The 12322-nt window shown below is 47.1% G+C and carries 15 protein-coding genes; 10 read left to right on the top strand and 5 right to left on the bottom strand.

Annotation, left to right across the window (positions count from 1 at the left end):
- Positions 1-199: 199 nt before the first annotated feature.
- The 3 genes from DUW71_RS02555 to DUW71_RS02545 are packed head-to-tail and all read left to right on the top strand — an operon-like array spanning position 200 to position 2786.
- Positions 200-481: a helix-turn-helix domain-containing protein gene (locus DUW71_RS02555; RefSeq protein WP_119393669.1), complete on the top strand. Its 282-nt coding sequence runs from the start codon at positions 200-202 to the stop codon at positions 479-481.
- A complete protein-coding gene (locus tag DUW71_RS02550) occupies positions 471-1757 on the top strand; it encodes a type II toxin-antitoxin system HipA family toxin (RefSeq protein ID WP_119393668.1) in 1287 nt (428 codons plus the stop codon). Before DUW71_RS02555 ends, DUW71_RS02550 begins: the two co-directional genes overlap by 11 nt.
- Positions 1758-1817: 60 nt before the next feature.
- Positions 1818-2786, top strand: coding sequence for a hypothetical protein (locus DUW71_RS02545; RefSeq protein WP_119393667.1), 969 nt, complete (start codon positions 1818-1820; stop codon positions 2784-2786).
- Positions 2787-2868: 82 nt separating this feature from the next.
- On the opposite strand, the gene DUW71_RS02540 is transcribed toward DUW71_RS02545, so the two are convergent.
- The 3 genes from DUW71_RS02540 to DUW71_RS02530 form a co-directional block, all read right to left on the bottom strand.
- Positions 2869-3441, bottom strand: coding sequence for a PIN domain-containing protein (locus DUW71_RS02540; protein WP_119393666.1), 573 nt, complete (start codon positions 3439-3441; stop codon positions 2869-2871).
- Positions 3441-3893, bottom strand: coding sequence for a helix-turn-helix domain-containing protein (locus tag DUW71_RS02535; protein ID WP_119393665.1), 453 nt, complete (start codon positions 3891-3893; stop codon positions 3441-3443). Before DUW71_RS02535 ends, DUW71_RS02540 begins: the two co-directional genes overlap by 1 nt.
- A gap of 165 nt (positions 3894-4058) precedes the next feature.
- Entirely contained in the window at positions 4059-4919 is an 861-nt protein-coding gene (locus DUW71_RS02530; protein ID WP_119393664.1) for a YicC/YloC family endoribonuclease, read from the bottom strand.
- Between the two features lie 110 nt (positions 4920-5029).
- Between DUW71_RS02530 and rph the strand changes: the two genes are divergently transcribed.
- Together rph and DUW71_RS02520 are read left to right on the top strand one after the other, a co-directional pair.
- Entirely contained in the window at positions 5030-5749 is a 720-nt protein-coding gene (gene rph / locus DUW71_RS02525; RefSeq protein WP_119393838.1) for a ribonuclease PH, read from the top strand.
- 53 nt (positions 5750-5802) lie between these two features.
- Positions 5803-6996: a GAF domain-containing sensor histidine kinase gene (locus tag DUW71_RS02520; RefSeq protein ID WP_119393663.1), complete on the top strand. Its 1194-nt coding sequence runs from the start codon at positions 5803-5805 to the stop codon at positions 6994-6996.
- Between the two features lie 13 nt (positions 6997-7009).
- Here DUW71_RS02520 and DUW71_RS02515 read toward each other — a convergent pair whose 3' ends face one another.
- Positions 7010-7762 (bottom strand): exodeoxyribonuclease III, encoded by a 753-nt coding sequence (locus DUW71_RS02515; protein WP_119393662.1) that lies wholly within the window; start codon positions 7760-7762, stop codon positions 7010-7012.
- A 264-nt stretch (positions 7763-8026) separates the two neighbouring features.
- On the opposite strand from DUW71_RS02515, the gene pyrE reads away from it, so the two are divergent.
- On the top strand, positions 8027-8671 hold the full coding sequence (gene pyrE, locus DUW71_RS02510) for an orotate phosphoribosyltransferase (RefSeq protein ID WP_119393661.1): 645 nt from the start codon (positions 8027-8029) through the stop codon (positions 8669-8671).
- 32 nt (positions 8672-8703) lie between these two features.
- Here the strand turns inward: pyrE and DUW71_RS02505 are convergent, their stop codons facing one another.
- On the bottom strand, positions 8704-9471 hold the full coding sequence (locus DUW71_RS02505) for a sulfite exporter TauE/SafE family protein (protein ID WP_119393660.1): 768 nt from the start codon (positions 9469-9471) through the stop codon (positions 8704-8706).
- Between the two features lie 42 nt (positions 9472-9513).
- On the opposite strand from DUW71_RS02505, the gene DUW71_RS02500 reads away from it, so the two are divergent.
- The 4 genes from DUW71_RS02500 to DUW71_RS02485 all read left to right on the top strand — a co-directional run bounded on the left by DUW71_RS02500 (position 9514) and on the right by DUW71_RS02485 (position 12322).
- Complete coding sequence (locus DUW71_RS02500) at positions 9514-10164, top strand: DUF4124 domain-containing protein (RefSeq protein WP_119393659.1); 651 nt, start codon at positions 9514-9516, stop codon at positions 10162-10164.
- Entirely contained in the window at positions 10161-11009 is an 849-nt protein-coding gene (locus DUW71_RS02495) for a DUF547 domain-containing protein (protein WP_199671133.1), read from the top strand. The genes DUW71_RS02500 and DUW71_RS02495 overlap by 4 nt, the downstream gene beginning before the upstream one ends.
- A complete protein-coding gene (locus DUW71_RS02490; protein WP_199671132.1) occupies positions 11006-11686 on the top strand; it encodes a TVP38/TMEM64 family protein in 681 nt (226 codons plus the stop codon). Before DUW71_RS02495 ends, DUW71_RS02490 begins: the two co-directional genes overlap by 4 nt.
- A 75-nt stretch (positions 11687-11761) precedes the next feature.
- Complete coding sequence (locus DUW71_RS02485) at positions 11762-12322, top strand: NnrU family protein (protein WP_119393657.1); 561 nt, start codon at positions 11762-11764, stop codon at positions 12320-12322.

The following is a 12322-nucleotide window of genomic DNA, read 5'->3' as shown; positions in this document are numbered from 1 at the left end:
CAGATGAATGCTAGATAGAGTGAACTCGGTTTTGATTGGAATTGTTCAGGTTGTTTTTGGCATGGTGCCGAGAGCATTATGCTATTGGTTTGCGAGCACCTACAAGGCTAAGTCTTACAATGACAAATAGATATAATATTGTCCAAAATATCGTTATATAGGCTACAATGGACATTATATTATCTATTTTGGTCTTTCTATGCTCCAGCTTCTCGATGCAACTGATGTGCAAAACCAATTTGCGGCGTTCATCCAGCAACGGCGAAAAGAAATGAAGCTTTCTCGCCAGGCATTGGCCGAAACATCGGGTGTGCCTGCGCCAACCATCAAACGTTTTGAATCAACTGGGCAAATATCACTTCGTCAGTTATTGCTGCTTTGGCAGGTAGTCGATGAGTTGCCAAGAATTGCTGCATTAGCGGATGCATCAAGTAAAACAGACCTACCCAAATCATTGGATGAGGTGATCAATGGCATTTAGTCCGGTTTCTAAGCTAGCTGTCTATCGTACTTTGTCATCGGGCAATAAGGTTCTGCTAGGCGAGTTAGCGCAGAATCGCCAAGGTGTGTTTTTTCAGTACGATACTGACTATCTCAACCAATATGGCAATGCTTCACCTTTTACAATCAAGGCAGATACCTCCATTCAGCTAGCTCCCCCTCAGCCACACCTGGGTCTTCACGGTTTGTTTGGCGACAGTATGCCGGATGGCTGGGGCATGCTGCTGCAAGATAGAGCTTTTCGCCAAGCAGGTGTGTTACCACAGCTTGTTACTGCAATGGATCGGCTAGCTTTTGTTGGTGACCATGCAATAGGGGCTTTGTCTTTTAGTCCAGAAAGTTCCTTTCGCTTGACCGATGACGATGACGTAAATGTCTTTGAACTTGGTCAGCAAGCGCAGTCAATTTTTGATGGTCAAACCGATGAAGTGCTAGCCGCATTAGTAGCAGCAGGTAGCTCTGGTGGTGCACGACCAAAAGCACAACTCTATTGGTCACGTGAAAATACCAATAGCTGCAGTACTAGGCCTAAAAAAAATGATGATGCTTGGATCGTAAAATTTACCTCGGCAAACCTAGCCTTGGGGCACCAAGAAGGTATTTGCGAAGCCGTTTACCTTAAGTTAGCGGAAAAAGCAGACCTAAACCCACCAGAGTTCGACTTATTATCTACACCAAAAGGCAACGATGCGCCTGCATGGTTAGCTGTAAAGCGTTTTGACTTTATCAACAATGGTACAAACCCTAGTGGTCGGTTGTTAATGCATAGTGCCTGTGGACTTTTGGATGCTGACTTCCGATCGCCAAGCCTAGACTATGAAATGCTAATCAAAGCAGCCGGCCAGCTATGTAAGTCGCCAGCAGCAGCGAAGCTTATATTTCGCCGTGCCATATTTAACTTATTTGCCAGCAACCAAGATGACCACAGTAAAAACTGGGCATTTTTGCAAAACGACAAAGGGCAATGGCAGCCCGCGCCGTTCTACGATGTGACCTTCAGTCCGCATCCATTTAACGAACATGCAACAGCTTTTTGTGGATATGGCAAAACACCGCCCTTGAAGGTAATTCAGAAGCTGGCGAATAGCGCAGGTTACAAAAACTGGCAACAAGCACAGATTGATATCCAACAAGTTGTTGATGTGGTTGCTACATTTTCGCAGGTCGCTTTCGAGCTAGATGTCGAAAAGAAAACGGTTAAAGAGGTGCAAGAAGTGCTGGATCAACGCCGGCATGAGAATAAACATTTGTTATGACCGGCGATCTGTTAATGGACGTTATTTATTAAAGTTTGATCATCAGCCGGAAGGGCAAAAATGAGTGAGTTTCTTTTTTATAAGTTTGGTTGCCAAGACCGTTTGTTAAGCCCTGAGCAACTGGACGAATTAGCTAGCCTATCAAGCCGTGCTGATATTACTGCCGAGTCTTTTGAAGTGACTTATAACTACAGTGAGTTGAATGCAGATCTAGCTCAGTTAGTACTCGACTACTTTGACGTTGGGCTTTATTACGCAGATTGGGGTGAAGTGTATTGTTATCTCAAGTTGCCGCTTGGCACTTTAAAGGCTTATATATTTGCTTGGCCCGACTATGAGCTAGAAATAATCGAGACGGGCGAGTGGCAACTAGTTTGCATTCAACTGGAAGAGTGCGACTGCTACCAAGAAGACCCTGAAGAGTTATATGAGCATGCATGCGACCTACTTAACGAGCTTCGCAGTGGAGACCTGCGGTTGCTCTACCTATTGTGGGCTCGGCACTTCTACTTAACTGAAGAAGTTAATGACATACCCTTGCACGGGCACGACTTTGGCAATCTTACTGACGCGCAAAAAGCCTTCATGCACTTGTTTGACGTGCCAGCCCACTATGTTACTGCCATGCAAATAATCAATGACAACGGCGCTCAGGGCGACGCAGTACCAATGTTAAGCGTTGAGTTATTTAGCGCTAACCTAGCTGAAGCAGAACAGCGCTTTATTAGCGAGCAAAAACTAGAAGAAGAACAGCAGCAGCTTATTGCTCAACAACTGCTAGAGGTAAAACTTCGCGACTTTTATCCAGATCGCGCAGATATATGGCAGCATGCAAATGAGCAGGCAAATCTTGGCAGAGCCAATGCCTACGATAACGCCGCATCTAACCTATTATTGCTAGCGCAAGCCTATCAATTACACGGCAATGAAGCCGAATTTAAGCAACTATGGAATGAGTTTTATGGCAAGCACAAACAGCGCCGAGCCTTAATGAAAAGAGTGCCGGAGCTGCTGAGTGATTGCACTTGAGGCATTTTGGGATAGGCTAGGGTTACTCTTTTCTGCGCATAAAAGTGTGCTTTGGTCTGAGAGTTGGGTGGAATGGCTTTGATTAAATCATCAAAGTTAATGGCCGCAATTTTGAGACTGTTTCAGGCAAGCGCTGTTTTAACAACAAATCTAAGTATTCATCAGCGGTGAATGGAGGGTTTTTCATTGCGCTACGGTGTTTACGCACAGCATCTAGCACGACGCCAAAATTCAACTCAATTAAATCTGAGATAAAGTCGTCAGGGTGAATCGCCTTCAAGTTGTATTTAGCCAATGAGCCTTCAGGGAAGTCTTTCAGGTTAAATGTCACAATTGCCTCAGCTCTTGTTTGCACTGCAGCAGCGACAACATGGCGGTCATCCGGATCAGGAAGCTCAACTGAGGGAACAAGGCTTTCATAGCCTTCGACCAAACAGCCTGGAACATGCCGATTCATTAACGCGCGAACTTTATCTAGCTGCGCTTGGCTCAGGTCGGGGCGGTTCTTTAGTAGATTTCTAATCCATTCATCATGTATTGCTTCTGACCAGCGAGCACGAAACTGTCCGCTAAGGGCTAAGTACATTAGCAAGCTGCGAAGCGGTGCCAGATACATAACGCATGCGTCATAAACAAGCGTGTAGTTAGAACTCATTAGTAACCGAGCTCTAGTTCCTGATCTAGATCGGTGAGCTTAGATAATGTAATTAAGCGAGCTTGTTTTAAATTCTCTTGATACTGGTTCAAGTCGGCAAATCGTACCTTGCGGCGATTACCTGCGCGATGAAACGGAATGTCACCATCATCAAGCAATTTAATCAGAGTTGGACGAGAGATATTGAGTAAATCCGCAGCCTCTTGGGTCGTCAATTCTGCATGAACTGGTACAAGTTTGACTGTATTGCCTTCGCCGAGTTCGGTTAGTACTTCGACCAACATGCGCAATGCGCTAACAGGCATGTTCACTAAATGTGAATCACCACTTTGGTCCTGTACTGATAAAGTTTGAACTGTTGCTTTAGTTTCTAAAAGTGCCGCAAGTTCTTGGCTGCAGAGTTTTGCCAGTGCCGCTTCTTCAGCTGAAGGAAGTTGATTCTGTGTTTGCATTGAGCATTCTCCTGTTATTTTATATTCGAATTATTCGCAATACTTACCGAAAATGCAAGCTTTTCGAAATATTCGAAAATAAAGTGCAAGAAGAATAGATGAACTTTGGTAACTAGATGCCCGCCTTCGCGGGCATGACGTGCTGACACAGTAAGTCAGGCTAAATTATTCGATGTTTTGAATCTGCTCACGCATCTGCTCAATTAGTACCTTTAATTCAACCGCGGCTTTGGTGATGTCTTCACGGATGGCTTTGCTGGCTAGGGTGTTGGCTTCGCGGTTGAATTCTTGCATTAAGAAGTCGAGCTGGCGGCCCACTGGTTTTTTGCTGTTGAGAATGCGGCGGGCTTCATTGATGTGCGCATGCAGGCGGTCTAGCTCTTCTGCTACGTCCATTTTTTGGGCTTGTACGGCTACTTCTTGGGCAAAGCGTTGCTCGTCAACGTTGTCGGCAAGTTCGGTAATACGATCGCGCAGTTTTTGCTGCCAAGCGCCGAGTGCTTCAGGTAGAACTTTCTGTACATAGTCGGTGTGCTCGGCAATGCCGTCTAAACGCTCAATAATGGCGGCTGCCATGGCATCACCTTCGCGCCCCCGTGCTTCAATTAGGCTATCGATTGCCGCTTCAAATGCACTTTGGGCACCGGCCAATACTTCGTCCATGTCGACTTCGGCTTCGCTTAGTACACCTGGTTGGCGCAGTACTGTTAGCGCATCAGGGGCAGTGAGCTGGTCGTTGCTGGCTAACACTTGGTTGATTTGGCTGTTTAGCTGGCCTAGCACGTCGGTATTAATTTGTTGATCTTGCCCAGGTTGGCGCTGATAGCGCAGTGTTACTTCTACTTTACCACGCGCCAGTTTCTTTTTAAGGGTGCCGCGCAAGCTGGCTTCAATGCCTTGGTAGGCATCTGGTAGGCGGAAAAACATTTCTAAGTAGCGGCTGTTGACCGATTTTACTTCCCAAGTGAGCGTCACGCTTGGTAGGTCGATGCTGTGGCGAGCAAAAGCCGTCATACTTTGAGTCATGTTTTTTCCTTTAAATTAGCAAGCTTGGTTTGGGTACGGGCATTGTAACCTTTATACTGCCTGCCATTATACAGCGTCTAAAAATTCAACGTCTAAAAAAAGGTGAGCATATGCGTCCTAGTGGCCGAGCATTAGATCAACTGCGTGATATAACGATTGAGCGTAATTATACCTGTCATGCCGAGGGCTCGGTGTTGGTGAGTTTTGGCAATACCAAGGTTATTTGCACGGCCAGTGTTGAAGAGAATGTGCCACGCTTTCTAAAGGGCAAAGGTCAAGGCTGGATTACTGCCGAATATGGCATGCTACCTCGTTCTACGGGTTCGCGCATGATTCGCGAGGCGGCAAAGGGTAAACAGCAAGGGCGCACCGTTGAAATTAGCCGCCTTATTGGCCGCAGTCTTCGTGCGGCGGTTGACCTTAAAGCGCTTGGGGAAGTAAGCATTACCATTGATTGTGATGTGATTCAGGCTGATGGCGGTACTCGAACTGCCGCTATCACGGGTGGCTGTGTGGCGCTGGTGGATGCACTACGCCACCTGCAGCGCGAGAAGGTCATTAAAACGGACCCACTTAAGAGCATGATTGCGGCGGTTTCAGTGGGTATTTACAATGGCGAGCCAGTGCTGGATTTGGATTACCCAGAAGACAGTAACGCCGAGACTGATATGAACGTCATTATGAATGCCGATGGTGGCTTTGTTGAAGTGCAAGGCACTGGTGAAGATGGCACCTTTAGTCGTTCACAGCTCAATAGCCTGCTTGATTTGGCCGAAAAGGGTTGCCAATCTTTAATTGAATTCCAACTTACAGCCTTAGCAAAAGATTAAGCGTTTCTGCTGTAATTTACTATGCTTCACATGCAAGACTGTGGAGCATAGCCATGAAACCAGCCGATCAACATCCAGATGAATCCTTGCGCCTTGCTGCCCTGCTGCGCTACGAAGTTTTGGATACCGAACATGAGCAACATTTTGATGAGCTCACCGAGCTTGCCAGCCTAATTTGTGGCACGCCCATTTCATTGATTAGCTTGGTTGATAAAGACCGCCAATGGTTTAAATCAAAAGTAGGTCTTGAGGCTGATGAAACGCCCAGAGACATAGCGTTTTGCTCTCATGCCATCTTGCAATCCGATGTGTTCGAAGTGCCAAATGCCAAGCTGGATGACCGCTTCCACGACAACCCGTTAGTAACGGGTAATCCAGACATTCGCTTTTACGCCGGTGCGCCACTAGTTACCTCGGATGGAATGCCAATCGGTACACTATGCGTTATTGATCAACAGCCGCAAGCATTAAACGAAATGCAAAAGCGAGCCATGCAAATTATTGCGAATCAGGTAGTTAACCAGCTCGAACTTCGGTTGCACAATAAACGACTCACTCAGTTAAACAACGAGAGCGAAAAGCTGTTTTCGTTGATTGCCCATGATCTGCGGTCGCCATTTAATGGCATTTTAGGGCTAACTCAATTGCTTTCCGATGAGAATAATCAATTTAGCGCGCGCGAGGTTGCCGACTTCTCAAGGCAAATTTTGAGCTCTTCAACGCAGGTTTATCAGCTGCTTGATGAACTATTGCAATGGGCGCAGCAGCGCTTGTCTGATGACAAGATCGATCCGGGTATTCATCAACTAGTCTTTTTAATCAAAGATGCCGTGCAGACAGTCGATGCTGCCAAACAGGCAAAGCAGCAAACCATTAACCTTGAACTGGATAACCCCGGCATTCAAGCCATGTGCGATGCGGTAGCAACCAAAACAGTTATCCGCAACCTGTTGAGCAATGCTGTTAAGTTTTCACCTGTTGAGTCCACCATAACCGTTTCTGTTGATGCTAAAGACGAGCAAGTAGTGATATCGGTAGCCGATCAAGGCAGGGGTATTGACGAATGTGTGCGCCAGGGCTTGTTTAGCCAAAATGTTACTAGTCAACTTGGTAGTAAAGGTGAGAAAGGCATTGGTTTAGGTTTGCGCCTAAGCGCTGAGTTGGTGCGCCGCCAGGGGGGTAACATTTGGGTGGCCAAAAGTGATGCCTCGGGCACCACTTTCTCGTTTTCTCTACCTAGTGCCTAACAAATTTGGTGACTTAATACAGCTCTAGGTCGTATGTCACTATTAACGGATGGTGCTCAGAGAGCCCTGCTTCTTCGTCGAAATAGGCATCCAACACGGTCTCAGCGATGTCGGGTGTGCAAATTTGGTAATCAAAACGAGCGGCACGGGCGCCTTGCTGCCAACTGAACTGATCTTCCGATGGCTCCACTTCGCGCATGGCATCGGAAAAGCCCAGCGGCCCAAATAACTGATCCATCCAAGCACGCTCTTCAGGTAAAAAACCAGCGATATCTTGTGCTTGCTGCCAAGCTTTTACGTCGATGGTTTGGTGCGCCATGTATAAGCTGCCGGCAAAAATGTAGTTGCGCCGTTTTCTCTGCGTGCGCTTGAAGTGATGCATGAAGCGTTCTAAATAAACTGCTTTGCGTTCAGCGCTCGCTTGCTCAAAGCCGTGTGGGAACAGCATCGAGGCAACACTAAAACCGCCAAAGTCTGCTTGGATAAAGCTGCCTTCTTGGTCAACATCGAAGCTGCCAATACCACGAATAATGGCTTTGGGTAGCACTTGTGTAAAAATTGCTACGCCACCTAAATCTGCTGGATCAGACTCAAAAAAGTAAGCTTCGTAGCCTTTTGGCTCTAATACCGCCTTGGGTAACTTATATTCCTGCTCGCGAATGTCCTGCAAACAAATAATGTCGGCGTCTTGTTGCGCTAGCCATTGTTCAAATCCATTTACTAAGGCGTTGTCGAAGCCATTTAGATTCAGCGATGCAATCTTCATGATAGTGAGTCGTGATCTCTTCAAGTAAAAGTTGGCGCAAATAGTACTACCGCAACCTTGTTCGTAACGGTATGTTGCGTCCCTAGTTAAGTGTAAGCCGATATCCGGTATAATGGCAGTCACTGCTACCAAAACCGGCTGCTACCAGCTAGGGTTTTGATACAACAAGCAGGATGGCGGCAAAGTGTAGTCATTCTGCAAGTAACCTCAAGAGAATAGACGACAAAAACACAATTAGTTGGTGTTTTATTTGGAGAACCCTGCATGCAAGCATACCAGCAAGCCTTTATTGAATTCGCGGTTGAAACTGGCGTACTAAAATTTGGTCAGTTTACGTTGAAGTCTGGTCGAGTCAGTCCGTACTTCTTTAATGCTGGTTTGTTTCAAGATGGCGCATCGTTATCAAAGCTTGGTGACTTTTATGCGCAAGCACTGATCGCTAGTGGTATTGAGTCTGACGTACTATTTGGGCCAGCCTATAAAGGTATCCCGCTGGTGTCGGCATTGGCGGTATCTATGGCAACACAGCATAACCAAAACTTACCATGGGCGTTTAACCGCAAAGAAGCAAAAGATCACGGTGAAGGTGGTTCTTTAGTGGGGGCGCCACTAGAAGGCAAAATCACCATCGTTGACGACGTTATCACCGCTGGTACTGCTATTCGCGAAGTAATGGCCATTATGGCTCAGCAGCCTAAAGCGCAGGCTGGAGCTGTGTTGGTCGCTATCGACCGCCAAGAAAAAGGCCAAGGCGACAAGTCTGCCGTGCAAGAAGTTGAAGCTGAGTTTGGCATTCCAGTTGTGTCAATTGTGTCGTTAACCGATGTATTAACTTGGTTAGGTACTAAACCTGAGTACAGCGAACATATGGAAGCGGTTGCCGCTTATCGTGAACAGTACGGTATTTAACTAGTTGCTTATTGGGTGGCGCTAGCCACCCTTTAACCAAATACGCGCCACAATAACGATGCGCCTGTGGCGATGGTGACCAGCTCAAATAATCGTTTAATTCTCTTATTGCCAGCCTTGGGAGCTAAATGCGCACCAAGCCAACCGCCTAAAAAACTAGCGGCAATAAGTGGCATTAACCACAACCAATTTATCTCGCCTTGCAAGCCAAGTGTGACGGCACCAGTACCGTTCCATAACAGGCCTACCATGACCATTGTGTGAGCAATGGCATGTTGATAATCTAAACGCCACCAATAAATTAGCCACATGGTCACAAATAAGCCAGTTCCTGAAGTAAGTGAGCCGTTTAGTACTGCAATCGTAAACAATACTGTGCTACCTATAAGGGTATGGCGCAGGGTAAAGCTAACAGGATTATGATGTTGGCCAAGTGAAGGCTTAACCATCGAATAGATGCCCAGCGCTAATGTAAGTATGCCTAGCGCGGCTGTCGCCCATAGTTCAGGCACGGCAAGGATGATATTGGCACCCAGAATAACGCCTGGAATGCCGGCAAGCATTAGGGTTAGTACTAAGGGTAAGTTAATCTTGCCGCCGCCAAAATGTTTAATCGAGGCACCAACGCCAAGAAATACACTGGCGGCTTTATGCGTAGCCAGGGCAATGGCGAACGGTTGCCCTAAAAAAAGCAACAGCGGTAGCTGCAGCAAGCCAGCGCCGCCACCTGCTAAACTAGATAGTGTGTTGGCAGCTAGAGAAACAATGAACAGAACGAATAGCTCGAACAAAACAAGCATACCTCATAGAATGGGGCGAAGAATTAGGCGCGGAGTATAGCAATGAATTGGTTACGGCCTGTAACGGTATTTATAATGCTTGTCACATTAGCAACAGCGGCAACGGCACAACGCTTTTACCGCTATGTTGATGCGAGTGGCAATGTTGTATTGGCATCTACCGTTGAGCCCGAGGCCATTGAACGCGGCTATGAAATTTTAGATGCGCAAGGTCGCGTAATAGAAGAAGTGCCAGCGGCGCTGAGTGATGAACTATTGCGAGATCAGCTATTAGCTGAGCGCCAAGCTATTCTGCAGAAACAGCGCGATGATGAACTAAGAGCGCTGTATTCAACCGGTGAAGACGTTGAGTTTGCTAAACAGAGTGAATTGGCCCAGCTCGAACTTGTGATTAATAATTTGCACGCGCGCATTACTCGTTTAACGACCGAGTTGCAAAACCAGCAGCAACAAGCTGCGTTAGCTGAACGTCGTGGGCAAGCAATTACAGACGAGTTGCAAGCCGAGCTAGCGTCGCTAGAGGCGGCGATTAAAAGTACTGAGTCGGAAGTAGCCTTAGCGGAGCAGGAGCGCGATAGTATTGCGGCTCGATTCGACGCTGATAAGGCCCGCCTTGAATATATTGTTGAGCGCGAACGGGCGGCCATTGAAGAAGCCAAGCGCCAGCTAGAAGCTAGGAAACAAAGCCAGTGATTGGGCTGCTGCCGAGCGCTGCGTCCAACGCCTGTCATACCAAGGACAGAGGAGTAGGGCTGGGTGTTAGGTGGTTGTTTATCGGTTTGCTGTTGCTCGCGTGTAACCTATTTGCTGCGCCCAAAGCTGATCTTGACCCATATTGGAATGAGCAAGGTCAGCAGGCCCAGCCAGATGTCGCAACCTGGCAAGCCTTTCTTGATAATTACCTAGTAAAAAAAGGCCAGCATTATCTGGTTGATTACCGCCGCGTCAGTACCTCCGATCGCCAAGCACTGCAGCAATGGCTATCTGTGCAAGCTAGCATTAACCCACTGCAGCTAGCTCCAGATGCTCAGTTCGCCTATTGGGTGAACCTATATAATGCGCTTACGGTCGATTTGATTTTGCAGAATTACCCACTAGAGAGTATTCGAAACCTCGGCTGGTTTAATTCTGGGCCTTGGAATAGAACCGTTATTCGCATTAATGATCGTGATTTATCGCTGAATGATATCGAACACCGGATTTTACGCCCTATTTTCAACGATCATCGCATCCATTTTGCCGTTAACTGTGCTGCATTAGGCTGTCCAAACCTACAACCGAAAGCTTTCACCGAAAACGCTCTAAACTCTCAACTTAGCGAAGCTGAGCGCGCATTTGTTAATAGTGAAAAAGGCGTTGCCAAGGTATCGGCAAAACGTTGGCGCTTGTCGAGTATCTTTGATTGGTACCTAGAGGACTTTGCTAGCAATGAGGCAGAACTGATTAAATACTTAAATCCGCTATTGAATGAAGCCATTGCTAGTGATGCGCGTATTGACTACCACTATGATTGGCAACTCAACGAGACGCAACCTTGAAAACTAAGCTGATTTTACTTGTTATGATTGCCTCGGCAATTGCCCTGTTTTTTATCTTTGGCGGTCATGAGCAACTTACCTTGGCTAATATGCAAGCCCAACAGTTGCGCTTGCAAGAAGCTTATGCCAATCATCCAATGTGGTTTATCGGCGGTTATTTTGCAGCATACGTACTTGTGGCTGCATTGAGCTTGCCAGGTGCTTCCATTATGACATTGCTTGGTGGTGCCTTGTTTGGTTTGGTGACTGGCGCTGCCATTATTAGCTTTGCCAGTAGTATGGGGGCAACGTTGGCGTTTTGGTCATCGCGTTATATTTTGCGTGACACCATCGAGAAAAAGTTCGCCAAACAGTTAGGCAAAATCCAGCAAGGGGTGGCAACCGACGGTGCCTTTTATTTGTTTTCTATGCGCTTGGTTCCACTTTTCCCATTTTGGGTTGTCAATCTTGTATTTGGCTTAACCCGCTTACCAACCTGGCAGTTCTATTTGGTGTCGCAGGTGGCCATGTTTCCCGCCACGCTGGTATACGTGAATGCTGGCACTCAGTTAGCACAGTTAGAAAAACTATCGGATATCCTTTCCCCGTCGCTCATTGCTTCCTTCGCACTGTTAGGGCTCTTTCCATTGTTAGCGCGCTGGTTACTCAGGTTGCTGCGCAGGGCGCCAGCAGAATAAAACCTTGATTTGGTGCAAGCCATTTTCTTAACAATTGGTTAGTCTAATTGAGTATCCCATCGCAAGGAGTTGCATATGGCACTGCTGATTGCCTCAATGGCACTGTGGATTTTGGCTCACTCAGTTAAAACCTTTACCCCAAAACTTCGGCAAACGCTTGAAGATCGTTATGGTGAACCTGTGAAGGGGATTCTGGCGCTTGCGATTATTGCCTCGGTAATTGGTTTGATTTTTGGCTGGCGCGCAAGCGAACCGGTTGCTTTGTTTTCACCGTTGTTGCCTACCTGGCTGGTGGTAAGCATTGTATGGCTTGGCATGGTGAGCTTGGTGAGTAGTGGTAAACCCGTGCATTGGGGGCGCTTCTGGCATCATCCACAATTATACGGCGTGGCGCTATTTGCTATGGCCCACTTTTTAGGCTCGGGTTCGCAGCGCAGTCTAGTGCTGTTTGGCGGTTTAGCACTTTGGTCTTTGGTGTCTGTTGTTGCCATTTATCGTCGTGATGGCAAACCAGAGGTGCCAGCGCCAACCATGCAAGGCTCAGCCCAAGCACTGATTGGCGGTAGTATTTTTACCTTTGTATTAGCCGCTACCCATCAATGGTTAAGCGGCTATACACTACTTGAGCTGTGGTAA

Source organism: Salinibius halmophilus (assembly GCF_003577475.1).
In the GTDB taxonomy this organism is placed as follows: Bacteria; Pseudomonadota; Gammaproteobacteria; order Pseudomonadales; family Natronospirillaceae; genus Salinibius; species Salinibius halmophilus.
This window is presented reverse-complemented; position numbering and strand designations above follow the sequence as displayed.